Source organism: Saccharopolyspora sp., assembly GCF_017434145.1.
GTDB classification, from domain to species: Bacteria; Actinomycetota; Actinomycetes; order Mycobacteriales; family Pseudonocardiaceae; genus Saccharopolyspora_C; species Saccharopolyspora_C galaxeae.
The window spans coordinates 1-18,298 of the sequence record NZ_JAFRFW010001061.1 but is presented as its reverse complement, the minus strand read 5'-3'; the positions used below and the strand labels follow the sequence as shown (position 1 = coordinate 18,298).

Genomic DNA, 18,298 nt, shown 5'->3' with positions numbered 1-18,298 from the left:
GTCTGCGCCGCTGAGGCTCACGCCCCGAAGCAGCGACCGTTGAAGCAGCTGACCGGCCCGAACTGCAGATCCCGCGTGATCAGCAAGGCGATCAACACCAGCAGCAACGCCCCGAGCGCCGCGGATTGCAGCAGCACCCGCCGGTTCCGCGGCGCGTAGACCAGCGCCGCGGTGGAAGCCCCGCCGAGCGCCAGACCACCGAGGTGGCCGAGCAGCGAAATCCCCGGGATCGTCACGCTCAACACGATGTTCAGCGCGATCACCACCAGCACCGGCCGCAGGCTCACCTTCAGCCGCAGCGCTGCGAGCGCGATCCCGCCCATCAGGCCGTACACCGCACCGGAAGCGCCGGCGACCGGCGACCCCAGGTCACCGAACAGGAAGACTGCGACGCTGCCACCGAGCAGCGACAGCAGGTACACCGCGGTGAACCGGAGCCGCCCGAGCACGAGCTCGAGGTCGCGGCCGATCACCCACAGCGCGATCATGTTCATCAGCAGGTGGATCGGCCCGAAGTGCAGGAAGCCGGAGCTGATCAGGCGCACCCACTCGCCGCCCGCAACACCAACCGGCCACATCGCGAACGTGTCGAACAGCTGCGAGTCGATGTTGTTCTGGATGCTCTTCGCCTGCACCGCGGTGGCCACGAAGGCCGCCACGTTCAACGCGATCAGCACCGGAACGACGATCGGGCGGCTGGCCAGCCGGGCGCCTGCGACGGTCACCGCCTCGCGACCCCGGTTCCGGCCCTGCGCGACGCAGTCCACGCACTGGTAACCGACCGAAGCCTCTTGGAGGCAGTCCGGACAGGCCGGGCGCTCGCAGCGCACGCAACGCAGTCCGGTCGGCCGGTCCGGGTGCCGCACGCAGGCCGGTTGCTGCGCCGCCTGTTCCGGGCCGGTCGCGGGGCCGGGCGGGGTGCTCACGTCAGGACTCGCCGCGCTCCACGGTGACCTTCTCGATCACGATGTCGCTCATCGGACGGTCCTGCGGGCCGGTGGCGGTGTGCGCGATGGCGTCCACGACCTCGCGGGACTCCTGATCGGCCACTTCGCCGAAGATCGTGTGCTTGTAGTTCAGGTGCGGCGTGCGCGCCACCGTGATGAAGAACTGCGAGCCGTTCGAGTTCGGGCGGCCCGGGTTGGCCATGCCCAGCATGTACGGCCGGTCGAACTGCAGCTCCGGGTGGAACTCGTCCTCGAAGTCGTAGCCGGGACCACCGCGCCCGGTTCCGGTCGGGTCGCCGGTCTGGATCATGAAACCGTCGATGACCCGGTGGAAGATCACGCCGTCGAAGAACGGCCCGGAACGCTCCCCGCGCGCGTTCGGGTTGCTGTATTCCTTGGTCCCCTCGGCGAGCCCCACGAAGTTGCCCACCGTTTTCGGCGCCTGGTTCGGGAAGAGGTCGACGCGGATGTCGCCCTGCGAAGTGTGCAGGGTCGCGGTCACGGTCTTCCCGACGAGCGATCCGTTGTCTTCAGCCACACGTCCATCCTGCCATCGGAAAGCGCGAACCACGTGGCTGGGTGCAGTATTGGGGGTGATCGTCACGTGCCGGAGCGGCTCCGGCGCGGCAAGGCGACCGGCGAACGCCGGCCAAGGAGGCACACGATGGACGAGGTGGAGGCGATGGCCCGAACTGGTGAGAACGTGGGCAGAGCGGTCGGCACGGGGGTGCGGAGCGCTCGCGAAGGCGCGGTGCGCGCGGGCAAGGCCGGCCGGGCCGCGAGCAAGCAGGCCATTGCCAGGGCCGAGCAGGAACTCGCCGAGCACGGGCTGTCCGCGGAGCAGCTGCCCGAGCTGCTGACCCAGAAGGCCACCGGTCTTTCCAGGGACGATCTGGCCGATCGCGGCCGCAAGGCCCGCAAGCAGTGGGAGAAGGCCCGCAAGGACTGGGAGAAGAAGACCGCCAAGACGCGCAAGCGGCTGGCCAAGAACACCGAGGTGGCGCGCAAGGAACTCGCCGCCCGGATCGAGCCCGCGCCGAAGTCGCGGCGGAAGTGGCCGTGGGTGCTGCTGGCGCTGGCGGGCCTGGCCGGGATCGCCGTGGTGGCGTTGTCGCGCCGTCCGGAGGAGCTGCCGGTGGCCGATGCCGAGGACTTCCCGACGCACGAGGACGGGCTGTCCCGCAACGGCAGCGGCCCGGTGCGGGACGGCCAGCTCGGCGGACGGTCCGACGCGCTGGGCTCCGACCAGGACCGCTGATGCTCGGTACGAGGCGGGTGCCCGCACGGGCGCCCGCCTCGTGCACGTTCGGCGGCGCAGCCGCACCGGTTCGTTCAACCCGCCACGGGTTCGGCGGTGGTCCGGCGCACCGCCGCGATCCCTATCGCGCCCAGCGCCCCCACCGCGGCGAACGCGTAGAAGCCCCACGGGTAAGCGATGCCTGCGGTGAGCAGTCCGCCGCCGAGCAACGGACCGCAGATCGCGCCGATCCGGCCGACTCCTGCCGCCCAGCCCAGGGCGGTCGCTCGGGTGGAGACCGCGTAGGCCCGTCCGATGTAGGCGTAAACCAGCACTTGGGCGCTGAACACGAAACAGCCCGCGATGAACACCGCCAGGTACACGCCTGCTCCGGGAAGTTTGATGCTCAGCGCGGCGAGGAACACCGCGCCCGCCGCGAACCAGCCGATGGTGACCGGCCGGATTCCCGCCCGGTCGGCGATCCGGCCTGCGATGACGAGCCCGGCGATGGCGCCGGCGTTGAGCGTCAGCAGCAGTCCCAGCGAAGCTCCTAGCGGGTAGCCTGCGGCGCGCATGATCTCCGGCAACCAGGTGTTGAGCCCGTAGACCAGCAGCAGCCCCATGAACGAGGCGACCCAGAAGGCGATCGTGTCGCGCGCGAAGGCTCCTCGCAGCAGCGAGGCGACGTTGGCCAGTCCACCGCGCATTCCGCCGCCGTGGTCCGACGGCAACGATTCCGGCAGGTATCGGAACATCAGCGGCACCAGCACCAGCGCGGGTGCCGCGCCGATCAGGAACATCCACCGCCATCCGAGTAGCGGCAGCACCCCGATGCCGAGCAAGGCGGTGAGCACTGCGCCGACGTGGTAGCCGGTCATCAGCGTGGTGGCGGCGCCGCTGCCGCGTCCGGCACGGGCGTTTTCGGTGACCAGCGCGATGGCGGTGGGCACGCAGCCGCCGAGCCCGAGGCCGGCGAGGAACTGCAGCAGCCCGAAGATCAGCACCGATGGGGCCGCGGCGCACAGCGCGGTGAACACCGAGAAGCCGATCACCGCGAGCAGCAGCGCTTTGCGCCGCCCGATGATGTCGGTGATCGTGCCGATCGCGAGCGAGCCGATGGTCATGCCGATCAGCCCGGCGGTGGAGACCAGCGAGCCGGAGGCGTGCGTGAGTCCCCATTGCCCTTGGTCGAGCAGGACCGGCAGCACACTGCCGAGCACGACGACGTCGAACCCCTCTAGCAGCACCGCGCTCCAGCACAGCGGCACGACCCAACGGGCGTACCCGGATCTTTCGGCGCTGCGCTGGTTCGGCATCGCTACCCCCGTCGGGTTCGCGCGGCCCGATTGATCACCGCGTCCGTTGCCGAAGCATCGTGCCCCCCAGCAGCCCCCGGACCATCCCCACCATTCCACTCATCGAAAACCCCAGAACAGCAAGTCGACACCGCCCGACGCCCCGGACTCACACCGCAGGCCCACAAAGCCGAACTCACGAATCCAGATCCCCAGCCAACTTCCACCCGATCCGCCCGCCCCTGACGGTCCGGCCGATCCATCCCACCCGCCCGGTCATCCGGCCGACCCAGCGAATCCGACCGAAGCGGCAAATTCCGACCGAGACCGACACAGGCCAACCCAACGCAACCCACCAACAAGGCCGGGGATGGGGGTCCGGGGGCGCAGCCCTCCGGCCGGGGGCGCGGGGGGCTCGGCCCCCCGCACAAACACGACGAAGATCGAAAAAACCCGAAGGCGTGCCCGCCGAGCAGACACGCCCCCGATCGAGTGGAGACGAGGGGAATCGAACCCCTAACCCCCGCCTTGCAAAGGCGGTGCTCTGCCAATTGAGCTACGTCCCCGGTGGTGCCGGTCGCACCTGGCCACGCACGTCCGGCGGCTTTCCGATGTTAGCGAAGGCCCGTCCGCAATGAACAGCGACCACGGCGGGCTCACCGCGCGGGCGAGCGCTCGACGTGGTCGCCGGTTGGTTCCTTACGTGCCGGTGCGCCGCGTGCGGCTCACACCTCGCCGGCGGTGGCCTCACGCCAGAGGTCGGCCTCGGCCTTGGCGGCGCGGTTGCGGCGGACGACGAACAGCACGGCACCAGCAACGACGGCGAGTGCGAGCAGCTTCTTCATTTCCGGTCGCCTCCTAGCGCACGGCCCGCGACCGCGGGCGAGGGAGATTCCTCAAGGAAAGTGGGCCTAGGAGGACTTGAACCTCCGACCTCTTCGTTATCAGCGAAGCGCTCTAACCGTCTGAGCTATAGGCCCTTGGTGTGCTTCAAAGATTACAGGACGCCGGGCGGCCTTCGTAGCGGGGGGTCCCGGCGGTTCGGCGGGGGTGGCGACCGCGGGCCGCCACCCCCGGCCGGTCACTCCCGCTCGGACAGCGTGACCTCGACGCCACCCGCGAAGTCGGCGGCCACGTTGTAGATGAACGCGCTGACCGTCGCCAGCGCGGTGAACAGCACGATGTTGATCGCCCCGATGATCGAGGCGACGCCGAACACCCGACCCGCGCTGATCAGTTCGGCTGCCGCGTTCTCCGGCTGGGTGAGCTCGGTGAACGTGCCGTTCAGCGAGTCCCACACGCCCATGCCGTCGAGCACCCCGTAGAGCACGGCGACCGCGATCATCCACACGAAGAACATGGCGACGCTGAGCACCAGCGCCAGCTTCAACACCGACCACGGGTCGAGCCACTTGATCTGCAGGCTGGCCCGGCGCGGTCCCCTACTCGGCCTGCGCGCGCTGGCGCTCGCCTGCGCACCGGCTCGCGCGGAGGCGCCGAACGACACCGAAGTGCGCCCGGAACCGTCGAAGCCCTGCCCGGGAATCTCGGTGCGCACGGTTTCCTGCTCGTCGCCGAATTTCGCCTGGGTGGCGGCCGAATCGGAGCCGGTGCCGTCCGCACCATCGCCGGTCGCCGATGCGCGTTGCCACGGCGGCGGGACGTCGGTGCCGTCGAAGGTCTCCCCGTCGCCGCCGGTGGCCGCCGAGTCCGCGGCACCGGACCCGGCACCGTCCTCACCGGTCATGACCGAGGTGTGCGGGGAGTTCTGGCTGCTGTTGCGCTCGGCGTCCGGCTGCTCCGAATGCCCCTCCGGACGCTCCGGCTTGTCGGAAGTGGTCACGAGAGATCCTTCATGATCGTGGTCGGCGTGTCGCTACTTCGTCGGCTCGGGGCCAGGCCCGGCGGCGTCCGGGTCGGCGGCCTCGTCGGCGTTTCGCGCGATGGCCACGACCGAGGTCCCGTCGCCCAGGTTCATCAGACGCACCCCCTTCGTCTGCCTGCCCGCTTTGCGAACCTCCTTGGCGGTCGTCCGGATGACACCGCCGGTGGAGGTGATCGCGTACAGCTCATCGTCCAGGTCGGCGATGAGCGCCGCGACAAGCCTCCCACGTTTGTCGTCGTGCTGAATGGTCAGCACTCCCTTGCCGCCGCGCCCCTGGACCGGGTAGTCGTCGATCGGCGTCCGCTTGGCGTAGCCGCCGTCGGTGGCCACCAGGACGTACCGCCCGGCGCGCACGACACCCATGGCGAGCAGCTCGTCGCCGCGGTTGAACCGCATGCCCAGCACGCCGGAGGTGGCCCGGCCCATCGGGCGCAGCGCCTCGTCGGTGGCGTGGAACCGGATCGACTGGCCCTCCGCGGAGACCAGCAGCAGGTCGTCGTCGGTGGAGCACAGCACCGCCCCGACCAGCTCGTCCTCGTCCTTCAAGTTCACCCCGATGAGGCCGCCCGAGCGGTTCGAGTCGAAGTCGGTCAGCTTCGACTTCTTGACCAGCCCGTTCTTGGTGGCCAGCACCAGGTACGGCGCGGCGGTGTAGTCCTTGATCTGCATGACCTGGGCGATGTGCTCGTCCGGTTGGAAGGCCAGCAGGTTCGCCACGTGCTGCCCGCGCGCGGTGCGGTTGGCCTCCGGCAGGTCGTACGCCTTCGCCCGGTACACCCGCCCCTTGTTGGTGAAGAACAGGATCCAGTCGTGCGTGGAGCACACGAAGAAGTGCGACACGATGTCGTCCTGCTTGAGCTGCGCGCCCTGCACGCCCTTGCCGCCGCGCTTCTGCGCCCGGTACAGGTCGGTGCGGGTGCGCTTCGCGTAGCCGGTGCGGGTGATCGTGACGACGACGTCCTCGTCGGCGATGAGGTCTTCCATGGAGACCTCGCCCTCGTAGGGCACGATCTTGGTGCGGCGGTCGTCGCCGTGCTTGTCGACGATCGCCATCAGCTCGTCGCGCACGATCGCGCGCTGCCGCTCCGGCCGGTCCAGGATGTCCTTGTAGTCCTCGATCTCGCGTTCCAGCTCGGCGAGCTGGTCGACGATCTTCTGCCGTTCCAGCGCGGACAGCCGCCGCAGCTGCATCTCCAGGATCGCGTTGGCCTGCACGTCGTCCACGTCCAGCAACCCGATCAGGCCGGTGCGCGCCTCGTCCACCGTCGGCGAGCGGCGGATCAGCGCGATCACCTCGTCCAGCGCGTCCAGCGCCTTGACCAGCCCGCGCAGCACGTGGGCGCGTTCTTCGGCCTTGCGCAGCCGGTACCGGGTGCGCCGGACGATGACCTCGAGCTGGTGCTTGACGTAGTAGCGGATCACCTGGTCCAGCCGCAGCGTGCGGGGCACGCCTTCGACCAGCGCGAGCATGTTCACGCCGAAGGTCGTCTGCAGCTGGGTGTGCTTGTAGAGGTTGTTGAGCACCACCTTCGGGATCGCGTCCCGCTTCAAGGTGATGACGATGCGCATCCCGCGCCGGCTGTTGGACTCGTCGGCGATGTCGGAGACGCCGGAGATCTTGCCGTCCCGGTGCATCGTCGCGATGCTCTCGATCAGGTTGTCCGGGTTGACCTGGTACGGCAACTCCGTGACGACCAGCGACGTCCGCCCCTTGGCGTCCTCCTCCACCGAGACCACCGACCGCATCCGGATGGACCCGCGCCCGGTGCGGTAGGCATCGGCGATCGCGTTGGTGCCCATGATGAGCCCGCGGGTCGGGAAGTCCGGGCCCTTGATCAGCTTGATCAGCTCTTCGAGCAGCGTCTCGTCGTCGACCTCGGGGTTGTCCAGCAGGTACACCACGCCGTCGGCGACTTCCCGCAGGTTGTGCGGCGGGATGTTGGTCGCCATCCCGACCGCGATCCCGTTCCCGCCGTTGACCAGCAGGTTCGGGATGCGCGCCGGCAACACGTCGAGTTCCTGGGTGCGCCCGTCGTAGTTGTCCGAGAAGTCGACGGTGTCCTCTTCGATGTCGGAGAGCATGTGCATCGCCAACGGGTCCAGCCGCGCCTCGGTGTAGCGCATCGCCGCCGCCGGGTCGTTGCCGGGCGAGCCGAAGTTACCCTGGCCGTCGATGAGCGGGTGCCGCATCGCCCACGGCTGCGCGAGCCGCACCAGCGCGTCGTAGATCGCCGAGTCGCCGTGCGGGTGGTAGTTACCCATCACCTCGCCGACGACGCGGGAGCACTTGACGTAACCCCGGTCCGGGCGGAACCCGGAGTCGTACATCGCGTAGAGCACGCGCCGGTGCACCGGCTTGAGGCCGTCGCGCACATCGGGCAGCGCCCGGGCGACGATCACGCTCATCGCGTAGTTGATGTAGGAGTTCTGCATCTCCTGCTGGATGTCGACCGGTTCGACCCGGCCGTGTTCCGGCGGCAGGATTTCCGTCACGAGTAGAGATTCCTTTCAGGCAAGGTCAGCGTGTTCCGGCGGCGCCGCGGCGCGGGCCAGGTGTCCCGCGCACCTCGCTCGTCGGCGCAGGTGCCGCGGGCGCGGCGACCCGGCTGGTCGCCACCCGGACGTCGGGTCACACGTCGAGCAGACCGGCGTCCCTGGCGTTGCGCGTGATGTACGAGCGGCGCGCCTCCACGTCCTCGCCCATGAGCACGCTGAACAGTTCGTCGGCGGTGGCGGCGTCGTCCAGCGAGACCTGCATCAGCAGCCTGCTCGACGGGTCCATCGTGGTCTCCCACAGCTCCTGCGGGTTCATCTCGCCGAGACCCTTGTAGCGCTGGATCCCGTCGTCCTTCGGCAGCCGGCGACCGGCCGCCGCACCCGCCTCCAGCAGGCCGTCGCGCTCCCGGTCGGAATAGGCGTACTCCGGCTCCGCGCGCGGCCACTTGATCTTGTAGAGCGGCGGGCGGGCCAGGTACACGTGCCCGTTCTCGATCAGCGGGCGCATGAACCGGAACAGCAGCGTCAGCAGCAGCGTCCGGATGTGCTGGCCGTCCACGTCGGCGTCGGCCATCAGCACGATCTTGTGGTAGCGCAGCTTGGACAGGTCGAACTCGTCGTGGATGCCGGTGCCCAGCGCGGTGATGATGGACTGGACCTCGTTGTTCTTGAGGACCTTGTCGATCCGCGCCTTCTCCACGTTGATGATCTTGCCGCGGATCGGCAGGATCGCCTGGAACCGCGATTCCCGGCCGTCCTTGGCCGAACCGCCCGCCGAGTCGCCCTCCACGACGTAGAGCTCGCACTCGTCCGGAACGTTCGACTGGCAGTCCTTCAGCTTGCCGGGCAGCCCGCCGATGTCCATCGCGCTCTTGCGGCGCACCAGCTCCTTGGCCCGCCGGGCCGCCATCCGGGCCTGCGCCGAGCCGACCGCCTTGTTGATGATCGTCTTGGCGTCCGCCGGGTTGCGGTCGAACCAGTCGTTGAGCCACTCGAACGCGGCGGTCTGCACGAACGACTTGACCTCGGTGTTGCCCAGCTTGGTCTTGGTCTGCCCCTCGAACTGCGGCTCGCCGACCTTCACCGACACGATCGCCGCCAGGCCCTCGCGGACGTCGTCGCCGGTGAGGCTGCCGTCCTTGTCCTTGAGCAGCTTCTTCTCCTTCGCGTAGGCGTTGACCACCCTGGTCAGCGCCGCGCGGAAGCCTTCCTCGTGGGTGCCGCCCTCGTGCGTGTTGATCGTGTTCGCGAAGGTGTAAACGGACTGGTTGAACCCGGAGTTCCACTGCATCGCGATCTCCACCTCGAGGCCGTTGCCCGCGGCGTTGAACGCGATGGCCTTCTTGTGGATGGGGTCCTTCGTCGCGTTGATGTGCTTGACGAAGTCCTCCAGACCGCCCGGGTAGTGGAAGGTCCGCTCCTGCGCGCGCGCCGAGCTGCCGTCGGCGTCCTGCCCGGCCTCGTCCTCTTCGGCGGCGCGCTCGTCGCGCAGCACGATGGTCAGGCCCTTGTTCAGGAACGCCATCTCCTGCAGCCGCCGGGAGATGGTCTCGGCGTTGAACCGGGTGGTCTCGAAGACGTTCCCGTCGGCCCAGAACGTGATCGTGGTGCCGGTCTTCTTGGTGGCCTCGCCCTGCTGGATCTCGGTGACGGGCTTGGAGTCCTCGTAGCGCTGCCGCCAGACGTGCCCGTCGCGGCAGACCTCCGCCTCCAGCGCGGTGGACAGCGCGTTCACCACGGACACGCCGACGCCGTGCAGACCACCGGAGACCGCGTAGGAGTCGCCGCCGAACTTGCCGCCCGCGTGCAGCACGGTCAGCACGACCTCGAGCGTCGGCTTCTTCTCCACCGGGTGCATGTCCACCGGGATGCCGCGGCCGTCGTCGGTGACCCGGACGCCGCCGTCGGCCAGCAGCGTCACCTCGACCTTGCTGGCGTAACCCGCCATCGCCTCGTCGACCGAGTTGTCCACGACCTCCTGCACCAAGTGGTGCAGGCCGCGTTCACCGGTGGAACCGATGTACATGCCGGGTCGCTTGCGGACGGCCTCCAGGCCCTCAAGAACGGTGATGGACGACGCGCTGTATTCGTTCTTCTTCGCTGCCACGGGCCTCGGTGTCTCCTCGAACCGGCTGTGTGTCGGGTGATCGGGCAGCCCGGAGGCCGCCAGCGGCGGCCGCGCACGGGCGCCGACCGAAGTGGGCACGGCTGCGGGTGGCGTTCCGGCGCACGACCTTGACCGGCGGTTCGACGGCGGCTGGGTGCGCGATGCCGGGAACGCGGCGACTCGCGGATGCCACGCCCACCGCTCCAGTCTACTGGTCGTCCCGGACAGAAGTGCGGCAAGGACACCCCTGAATTCCTCACAGAGCCGATAACTCGGATCAGGACACCATCCGAGACCCGCGAGCGGGTCCGCGAGCTTCCTGCGCGGACTCGCGCGAGCGTCGGCTCAGCCGTAGGTGTCCCGGGGTCCGCGGCCCGGGACGTGCCGCGGACCGTGCCGCCAGCTCGGCGCGGCCGGGCCCTGCACCTTGATCCGCCGGACCACGCCGTCGCCCACGCCATCTGCGATCCGCTTGATGATCTGGCGCTGCAGCAGGCGCAGCTGAGTGGCCCAGGCGGTCGACTCGGCCTGCACGGTCAGCTCCGCATTGCTCAGCGCGACCGGTTTGGTGTGCTCGGCGATGTCCCCGCCGACCAGGCTGGTCCAGCGGGCGAAGACCTGACCGCCGGAGAGCCGGTCGGTCCAGCCGTGGTCGGTGGCCAGCCTGGAGGCCAGCCTGCCCAGCGGCTGCGGATCGCGATCGTCGGCGCCCGGACCGGACCAGCCGCGGCGCCTGCGCCGACCGGCCGGGGACTTGCCCCGCTTGGGCCGGCGGCGGTTGCCCTGGGACTGCTCCTTGGCCGCCTGCAGCGCGGCTCGCGCGAGGTCGGATCCGTGCAGCTCGGCTCCGTCGGAACCGGCCGCGGACGCGCTGTGCTCGCCCGATGTCACCGAGTTCTCCACACCATCCACAGCGTTATCCCCAGTTGTGGGTAACTGTGGAGACGAGTCCTGCACAGTGCGTGTCGATCCTTGCGGAGCGTGCCCGGACCGTTCATCCGACACGGCTGACCTCCCCATCGCGGACCTCGAAGCGGGTGCCCGCTAGTTCCTCCGGCACGTCTTCCGGCACCGCGGCGGTCACCAGCACCGGCTCGGCACCGGCGACCAGCTCCGCCAGCCGGGACCGCCGCCTGCGGTCCAGCTCCGCGAACACGTCGTCGAGGATCAAGACCGGTTCCGCGCCATCCTCGGCGAGCAGGTGGTACGAGGCCAGCCGCAACGCCAGCACGAACGACCACGATTCGCCGTGGCTCGCGTAACCCTTCGCGGGCAGCTCGCCCAGCACCAGCTCGAGGTCGTCCCGGTGCGGCCCGATCAGGGAAACCCCGCGCTCCAACTCCTGACCGCGCACCTGCTCCAACTCGGCGAGCAGCACCTGCTCCAGCTCCGCGGGATCCGCGCGCCGCCCCATCGGCACCCCGAAGCCCTCCGGCAACGAGTCGCCGAGGCTGCTGCGATACCGCACGTCGGCGACCCGGCCCGCGGGCGCGCTGTCCCCACCGGTCGCCGCGACGCTGGCGTAAGCGCTGGTCACGTGCGGTGCGAGGTCGGCGACCAGGTCCAGCCGCCCGGCCAGCAGGTCCGCACCGTGCCGCGCCAGGTGCCCGTCCCAGACCTCCAGGGTCCGCAAATCCGCGGCGGGACCGCCCTTGCGCGCCGCGCCCGCCGACTTCAGCAGCGCGCTGCGCTGGCGCAACACCCGCTCGTAGTCCGAGCGCACCCCGGCATAGCGGGGTGCCCGGGACACCAGCAGGTCATCCAGGAACCGGCGCCGCTCCCCCGGATCACCGCGGACCACCGCGAGATCCTCGGGCGCGAACAACACCGTGCGCAGCACACCCAGCACGTCGCGGGGTTTGCCGGGCGCGCCTCGGTTGATCCGCGCCCGGTTCGCCTTGCCGGGCGTGATCTCCAGCTCGACCAGCAGCTCGCGGCCGCCGTTGACGACGGCCGCGCGCACGAACGCGCGCTGCGCGCCGTCGCGGACCAGCGGTGCGTCGTTCGGCACGCGGTGCGAACCGAGCGTGGCGACGTAGCCCAGCGCCTCGACCAGGTTCGTCTTGCCCTGGCCGTTCGCGCCGATCAGCACCGAGGCCCCCGGCTCGAAGGCCAGGTCCGCGTGCTGCCAGGAGCGGAAATCGGTCACTTGGAGATGGCGGACGTACAAAACGCTCCCGAGGGGAGTCGGGTTCGGAGTCGCGCGGTGCGGGGGACGCGCCGGGCAGGTGCGGAGACCGCCTCGGATCGCCGCACCGACATGTCGCCGTGTCGACAAATCGACCGGACGCGGAGGGTCCGGCAGCGAGGAGCTCAGCCCTCGTTCGTCTCCACGGCGTGCCCGCCGAACTGGTTGCGCAGCGCGGCGACGGCCTTCATCGCGGGCGAGTCGTCCTGCCGGGAAGCGAACCTGGCGTAGAGCGCGGCCGTCATCACCGGGGCCGGCACGGAATTGCGCACCGACTCCTCGACGGTCCAACGCCCCTCGCCGGAGTCCGAGACGTAGCCGCGCAGCCGCTCCAGGTCCGGGTCTTCCTCCAGCGCGCGCACCAGCAGGTCCAGCAGCCAGGACCGCACCACGGTGCCCCGGCTCCACGCCTTGACCGTCGCGGGCACGTCGGTGACCACCTCGGAAGCGGCCAGCAGCTCGAAGCCCTCGGCGTACGCCTGCATCAACCCGTACTCGATGCCGTTGTGCACCATCTTCGCGTAGTGCCCGGCACCGACCGGGCCCGCGTGCGCGAAGCCTTCCTCGCGCGGGCCTTCCGGGCGCAGCGCGTCGAAGATCGGCAGCGCCCGCTCGATGTCCGCGGTGTCGCCACCGGCCATCAGCCCGTAACCGTTCTTCGCGCCCCACACCCCGCCGGACACGCCGACGTCGACGTACTTGATGCCGTGTTCGGCCAGCAGCGCGGCGTTGTCCTGGTCGTCGGTGAACCGGGAGTTCCCGCCCTCGATGATCAGGTCGCCCGCGGCGAGCACGCCTGCGAGCTCCTCGATGGTCTGCCTGGTCGGCTCACCGTGCGGCACCATGATCCACACGATCCGCGGGCCGGTCAGCTTGCCTGCCAGCTCGGCGAGCGAGGGAACGTCGCTGACGTCTTGGTTGCGGTCGTAGCCGACCACCTCGTGCCCGGCGGTCCGCAGCCGCTCGCGCATGTTGAAACCCATTCGGCCGAGACCGACAAGTCCCAGTTGCAACGGTTATTCCCTTCGAGACGAACCTTCGCCCGGACTCGCCCGATTTCCGCGGCCCGGCATCGATGTGATCTTCCGGCCCGCTCGTCACCGGGCGGGCCGCCGAGGCGGCCTCAGCCCGGCAAGCGCACCGGCATCAGCAGGTAGAGGTAGCCCGGGACCACTTCACCATCTTCCCCGACCGGTTTGAGCAACGCGGGCCGGTTGGATGTGGTGAACAGCATCTGCGCGCGGTCGGTCTTCAACGCACCGAGGCCGTCCTGCAGGTAGGCCGGGTTGAAGGCGATCGTCAGCGACTCGCCGGACAGCTCCACCGGGAGTTCTTCCTCGGCGCTGCCCTCGTCGTCGCCGCCCGCGGTCAGCCGCAGCCCCGAGTCGGAGATCTCCAGCCGCACCTGCGTGCCGCGCTCGGCGACCAGGGACACGCGCTTGATCGCCTCGACCAGCGGGGCCACGTCGACGATGGCGGTGGCCGCGGTCTCGGAAGGCAGCAGCTGGCGGTACTTCGGGAATTCCGCGTCCAGCAGGCGCGTGGTGTTGCGCCGCGTCGTGCCGGTCAGCCCCAGCAGACCGTCGCCGGAGGCCAGCGAGATCTCGACCTTGCTGCCTGCCCCGCCGATCGTCTTCGCCGACTCGGCGAGCGTGCGCGCGGGCACCAGCACCGAGGTGTCCTCGATCGACTCGTCCGGTTCCCAGGTGAACTCCCGCATGGCCAGCCGGAACCGGTCGGTGGCCACGATCGTCAGCTGATCGGCGTTGATCTCCATCCGGACGCCGGTGAGCATCGGCAGCGTGTCGTCCTTGCCCGCTGCCACCGCGACTTGGGCGACCGCTTCGGCGAACAGGTCGCCGGGGACCGCGCCTGCGCGCTGCGGCATCGCGGGCAGTTCCGGGTAGTCCTCGACCGGCATGGTCGGCAGGCTGAACTTGGAGCTGCCGCAGGTGATCGTGACCCGCGGACCGTCGACGGTGATCTCCACCGGCCGGTTCGGCAGCGACTTGGTGATGTCGGCCAACAACCGCCCGGAGACCAGGGTCTTGCCGGTGGAGTCGATGGACGCCTCGGTGGTGACCTGGGCGGAAACCTCGTAGTCGAAACCGGAGATGGTCAGCGCCTCGCCGGAGCTCGCATCCAGCAGCACTCCGCCCAGCACGGGTACCGGAGGCCGCGAAGGCAGGCTGCGCGCGACCCAGGCGACGGCGTCGGCTAGGCCGTCACGTTCCACGCGGATCTTCATCGATGTCCTTTCGGTTTCGGCCGAGGCCGGCTGCCGGGAGATCGCTGCTGGTGCGGCCAGCTCGGAGGTTGCTGGTTCGGGCTCGCGGTTGTCCGGGAGTACCGGTCGCGCCGCGCCGCCCGGTTCTGCGGGCCACCCGAGGTGCGTTGCCGCCGGTTGCGTGCTGAGCCGGGGCGCATCGCGACTCGTCCCCCACGAGACCGCCGCGAGCACGGAGTCCGGCTGGGCGGCCTTCGCGGGAGTTCCACCGTAGAGCGTTCATCGCGATCGCTGCATCCGGGTCCGGGCTCGGTGAAGCGGCTGCGAACCCGCGGCGGCCGCGAGTTGTCCACTTGTCCACCGCCCCTTCTCTTCTTTTGTTCTTCATTTCAAGAGAAAGAAAAAGACAGCCGTAGTAGTAAGGGTTGTGGGTTGTGGGGACAACCGCCTTCCTGGCTGGTCAGAGTGCTTCCCCAACTGTGGAGGAGCACTGGGAGTGATCGGTGGATGGGCTGAACGGGTCGTGGACAACTTCGGCCTCCCCGGAGGTTGTCCACAGCAGCCGCTCGTAGTCCACACCGCCATCCACAGTTGTCCCCGTAGTTGTACCCAGCCCTTGCGGAAAGGCGGCCCGATTTCCGTCTCCACCGATCGGGTTGTGGGCGAATCTGTGTGCTTCTTGTGGCCAACCCGCTCCCGGCCTGTGGGTAACCGGTGGAAGGTTGTGCACAAGCTGTGGGTGGATTGGGGAGAACTCCAGCTCAGCCCTGGGGATGTGGAAGATGTGGACAACAGCGCGCCACGGCGGGACTTTTTGTTGAGCGGTGCGGCTGACGTCACCCCGGATCCACAGAAAAGTTCCGGTCCACCGCGACCATCCGTGCGCGACGCGCATCCGTGCAGGGCCGTTCCGTGATGGGCCGCGGTGGATGGCGCCGCTGGAGACGTCCTGCCACCCGTCGCTGCGGCGCCGGATGTTTCTGTGCGGCGCCGAGCTCGGAGCCAGGTGGCCGACCAGAAAGATTCGTGACGGCTCGGCTGGGGACGCACTCCGCGCGACTCACCGCAGCCGCCGGGCCGCACGGCGCCGGGACGCGGCGCGAGAAGTTTCTGACCGGGCGGGGAGCCTGCACCTGCGGGGCCCAACAGAAAACTTGCCGGGCGGACGCCCGTGCTCAACCACCAGCGGAGCTCACCAGCGCGCCGGCCGAACACAAACGGCTGGTCAACGCTGAACGAGAAAAACTCACTAATACTATTTCGTACTAGTCCTCAGAGTTCCCCAGGTCCATGTGGATAGCGCTTCAATGCAGGTCAGATGCCTTGCATGAGCGCGGTCCGGGCCGAGAACGCCGACCCGGCCCGCACGCCGAAAACCTCAGCCAGGCGCTAACCGCGCGACTGCTGCTTGATCCGCGAAGTCAGCTCCTGAACCTGGTCGTAGACCCGGCGCCGCTCCGCCATCTCCTTGCGGATCTTCTTGTCCGCGTGCATCACCGTCGTGTGGTCCCGGCCGCCGAAGCTCTGCCCGATCTTCGGCAGCGAGGAGTCGGTGAGCTCCCGGCACAGGTACATCGCGATCTGCCGTGCCTGCGCCAGCGCCTTCGTCTTGCCCGGCCCGCACAGGTCGTCGATCGTCACGCCGAAGAACTCCGCGGTAACGCCCATGATCGTCGGTGCGGTGATCTCCGGGGTCTGCTGGTCCGGGATCAGATCCCGCAGCACGATCTCGGCGAGTTGCACGTCGACCGGCTGCCGGTTCAACGAGGCGAACGCGGTGACCCGGATCAGCGCACCCTCCAGTTCGCGGATGTTGCGCTCGATGCGGGCCGCGATGAACTCCAGCACCTCGGCGGGCGCGGCCATCCGGTCCTGCGCGGCCTTCTTGCGCAAGATCGCGATCCGGGTCTCCAGCTCCGGCGGCTGGATGTCGGTGATCAGGCCCCACTCGAACCGCGTCCGCAGCCGGTCCTCCAGCGTGCGCAACCCCTTTGGCGGCCGATCGGAGGAAACCACGATCTGCTTGTTCGAGTTGTGCAGCGTGTTGAAGGTGTGGAAGAACTCCTCCTGAGTTCCTTCCTTGCCCTCCAGGAACTGGATGTCGTCGACCAGCAGCACGTCCACGTCGCGGTAGCGGCGCTGGAACGCGACCTGCCGGTCGTCGCGCAGCGAGTTGATGAAGTCGTTGGTGAACTCCTCGGTGGACACGTAGCGCACCCGCATCCCCGGGAACAGCCGCTGCGTGTAGTGCCCCACCGCGTGCAGCAGGTGCGTCTTGCCCAACCCGGACTCGCCCCAGATGAACAGCGGGTTGTACGCGCGGGCCGGCGCCTCCGCGGCGGCCACGGCCGCGGCGTGGGCGAACCGGTTCGACGCCCCGATCACGAACGTGTCGAAGGTGTACTTCCCGTTCAACCGCGTCTGCGAGGTCGGCGGGCCGTTCTTCGGCGCGGTGAACGGCTGGCCTTGCTGCTGCGGCTGGTCGTTGTGCTGGCCGCGGCCGAAGGTCGGCCAGATCTCCGAATCGGACTGCTCGTCCGGCCCTTCGTGGTCGGTGTCGTCTTCGCCGCTCGGCTCCGGTTCGGTCGCGGAGTCCGCGGCAGCCGGCCACTGCTGCTTGGGCGAGTGCTGCTCGGGCTCCGGTTCCTCGTCGGTGCCCGGGTAAGAAGCCTCGGAGTAAGAAGATTCGGAGTAGTGCTGCGTGCGAGCACCGTTCGCCTGCGTCTCCGGGAGAGATCCGCTGATCGTCCCGGTCTGCGCGGAGCTGAACGTCTCCGGGCGCGGAGGCGCCGCGGAGTAATGCCCCGCCGAGGCGGTGGCGGCATAAGCCGAATTGTCGAAGGTGATCCCGTAACCGCCGGACTGCTCGGCGGCCTCTTCCGGACCGCTGCGGGCAGGTGCCTCCTGGCGCGCCTCCGGCGCGGCCAGCGGTCGGGTGGGTGCCGGAACGGCGGTGTCCACCTTCACCGCGAGCGATACCTCGCGGCCGAGCCTGCGCGACAACGCGTCCGTGATCGGATCGCGCAGCGCCCGCTCGATCGCTTCCTTGGCGAAGTCACTGGGAGCCGCCAACAGCGCCGTGCCGTCCAGCAGGCCGATCGGCCGGGTCACCCGCATCCAGGCGCGTTGTTGCGGCGAGAGCGTGCCCGACGACAGCTCGTGCACCACTTCGTCCCAGACCCGACCAAGCTCGGATTGATGGTCGGACACCGCAGCGCTCCCCTCCCCTCGCAGGCACGTTTCCCGCGCCGTGACTCCCACACCTGGGCCAGGGCGGCTTCGCCAGCGCGGGGTGATGGTGAACCGGCTCCGCGGGGCGCCCGGGGCACGTGTCCACAGAGTTGTCCACAACTGTGCACGAAGGTACGGCAGGGGACTTAGGTCTTCCCCCCGGGGCCCCACCGGTGCCTGCGGTCCAGGTCGCCAGCACTGACCCTCGGCTCCCACACCGGGGGCGCGCGTCGCAGGAGGGACAACGTAACAAGGTCATGAACGCCTCACAAGGCGGGCTCCCCGCGGCCTGACGCCGGTGGATACCCCCGGTGACCGATGGGCGCGTCCGACCGCGTAGCCTCGTGCAGTCCCCCGCTGCACGAGCGGGTATGTCGCCGCGCTTGATTTTCGCGCAGGGAACCGAGCGCGGCGTGCGGCTGAACCGATCGCCGCGCGCAGACTCCTCTCGCCGCGGCAGGGGTGCGGCCGACATGGCGACCGCCACGGCGGGCGGGGACATCTTGACCGAGCCATCGGGGCCGAGCACGAGCCTGTCAACAACGGGCCTGAAGTAACGGGGAGATCCACCGTGAGCAAGGGCAAGCGCACCTTCCAGCCGAACAACCGTCGACGTTCCCGCAAGCACGGGTTCCGGCTGCGCATGCGTACGCGCGCGGGCCGCGCGATCGTTTCCGCGCGCCGG

At 69.4% G+C, this 18,298-nt stretch carries 13 protein-coding genes, 2 tRNA genes and 1 pseudogene; 2 read left to right on the top strand and 14 right to left on the bottom strand.

The genetic code is table 11. The features are described 5' to 3' along the window. Positions 1-17 precede the first annotated feature (17 nt). Together IJH84_RS28990 and IJH84_RS28985 are read right to left on the bottom strand one after the other, a co-directional pair. On the bottom strand, positions 18-926 hold the full coding sequence (locus IJH84_RS28990; RefSeq protein WP_295151245.1) for a rhomboid family intramembrane serine protease: 909 nt from the start codon (positions 924-926) through the stop codon (positions 18-20). 1 nt (position 927) lies between these two features. Then, the gene (locus tag IJH84_RS28985) at positions 928-1,485 is read right to left on the bottom strand and encodes a peptidylprolyl isomerase (protein ID WP_200068044.1); all 558 of its coding nucleotides are present in this window, start codon (positions 1,483-1,485) and stop codon (positions 928-930) included. A gap of 126 nt (positions 1,486-1,611) precedes the next feature. Between IJH84_RS28985 and IJH84_RS28980 the strand changes: the two genes are divergently transcribed. Further along, positions 1,612-2,205 carry a hypothetical protein gene (locus tag IJH84_RS28980; protein WP_200068043.1) on the top strand — a complete coding sequence of 198 codons (594 nt, stop codon included), beginning with the start codon at positions 1,612-1,614 and terminating at the stop codon, positions 2,203-2,205. A gap of 74 nt (positions 2,206-2,279) precedes the next feature. Here IJH84_RS28980 and IJH84_RS28975 read toward each other — a convergent pair whose 3' ends face one another. The 12 genes and pseudogenes from IJH84_RS28975 to dnaA all read right to left on the bottom strand — a co-directional run bounded on the left by IJH84_RS28975 (position 2,280) and on the right by dnaA (position 17,592). Further along, positions 2,280-3,500 carry an aromatic acid/H+ symport family MFS transporter gene (locus IJH84_RS28975; protein WP_295151242.1) on the bottom strand — a complete coding sequence of 407 codons (1,221 nt, stop codon included), beginning with the start codon at positions 3,498-3,500 and terminating at the stop codon, positions 2,280-2,282. Between the two features lie 472 nt (positions 3,501-3,972). Further along, positions 3,973-4,045, bottom strand: a tRNA-Ala gene (locus tag IJH84_RS28970). A 171-nt stretch (positions 4,046-4,216) separates the two neighbouring features. Continuing rightward, positions 4,217-4,324 (bottom strand): annotated as a pseudogene (locus tag IJH84_RS28965) (DLW-39 family protein); the annotation flags it as partial. Between the two features lie 61 nt (positions 4,325-4,385). Then, positions 4,386-4,459, bottom strand: a tRNA-Ile gene (locus IJH84_RS28960). 101 nt (positions 4,460-4,560) lie between these two features. After that, positions 4,561-5,322 (bottom strand): DUF3566 domain-containing protein, encoded by a 762-nt coding sequence (locus tag IJH84_RS28955; RefSeq protein WP_295151238.1) that lies wholly within the window; start codon positions 5,320-5,322, stop codon positions 4,561-4,563. Between the two features lie 33 nt (positions 5,323-5,355). Beyond that, positions 5,356-7,857, bottom strand: coding sequence for a DNA gyrase subunit A (gene gyrA / locus IJH84_RS28950; RefSeq protein ID WP_295151236.1), 2,502 nt, complete (start codon positions 7,855-7,857; stop codon positions 5,356-5,358). A 136-nt stretch (positions 7,858-7,993) separates the two neighbouring features. Beyond that, positions 7,994-9,967 (bottom strand): DNA topoisomerase (ATP-hydrolyzing) subunit B, encoded by a 1,974-nt coding sequence (gene gyrB / locus IJH84_RS28945; RefSeq protein ID WP_200068040.1) that lies wholly within the window; start codon positions 9,965-9,967, stop codon positions 7,994-7,996. Positions 9,968-10,312: 345 nt separating this feature from the next. Beyond that, positions 10,313-10,858: a DciA family protein gene (locus IJH84_RS28940; protein WP_295151233.1), complete on the bottom strand. Its 546-nt coding sequence runs from the start codon at positions 10,856-10,858 to the stop codon at positions 10,313-10,315. Positions 10,859-10,961: 103 nt separating this feature from the next. Then, positions 10,962-12,137 (bottom strand): DNA replication/repair protein RecF, encoded by a 1,176-nt coding sequence (gene recF / locus IJH84_RS28935; RefSeq protein WP_295151231.1) that lies wholly within the window; start codon positions 12,135-12,137, stop codon positions 10,962-10,964. 143 nt (positions 12,138-12,280) lie between these two features. Further along, entirely contained in the window at positions 12,281-13,168 is an 888-nt protein-coding gene (gene gnd, locus IJH84_RS28930; RefSeq protein ID WP_295151229.1) for a phosphogluconate dehydrogenase (NAD(+)-dependent, decarboxylating), read from the bottom strand. 110 nt (positions 13,169-13,278) lie between these two features. Beyond that, the gene (gene dnaN, locus IJH84_RS28925) at positions 13,279-14,403 is read right to left on the bottom strand and encodes a DNA polymerase III subunit beta (protein ID WP_200068036.1); all 1,125 of its coding nucleotides are present in this window, start codon (positions 14,401-14,403) and stop codon (positions 13,279-13,281) included. A gap of 1,368 nt (positions 14,404-15,771) precedes the next feature. Then, the gene (gene dnaA, locus IJH84_RS28920; RefSeq protein ID WP_295151225.1) at positions 15,772-17,592 is read right to left on the bottom strand and encodes a chromosomal replication initiator protein DnaA; all 1,821 of its coding nucleotides are present in this window, start codon (positions 17,590-17,592) and stop codon (positions 15,772-15,774) included. Between the two features lie 592 nt (positions 17,593-18,184). Here dnaA and rpmH point away from each other — a divergent pair. Next, a partial coding sequence (gene rpmH / locus IJH84_RS28915) for a 50S ribosomal protein L34 (protein WP_295151247.1) occupies positions 18,185-18,298 on the top strand: 114 nt, incomplete at its 3' end.

Excerpts from the sequence above, each read along its gene's own strand:
- IJH84_RS28980 (WP_200068043.1), top strand. The coding sequence starts at position 1,612 with ATGGACGAGGTGGAGGCGATGGCCCGAACTGGTGAGAACGTGGGCAGA.
- IJH84_RS28975 (WP_295151242.1), bottom strand. The coding sequence starts at position 3,500 with ATGCCGAACCAGCGCAGCGCCGAAAGATCCGGGTACGCCCGTTGGGTC.
- dnaN (WP_200068036.1), bottom strand. The coding sequence starts at position 14,403 with ATGAAGATCCGCGTGGAACGTGACGGCCTAGCCGACGCCGTCGCCTGG.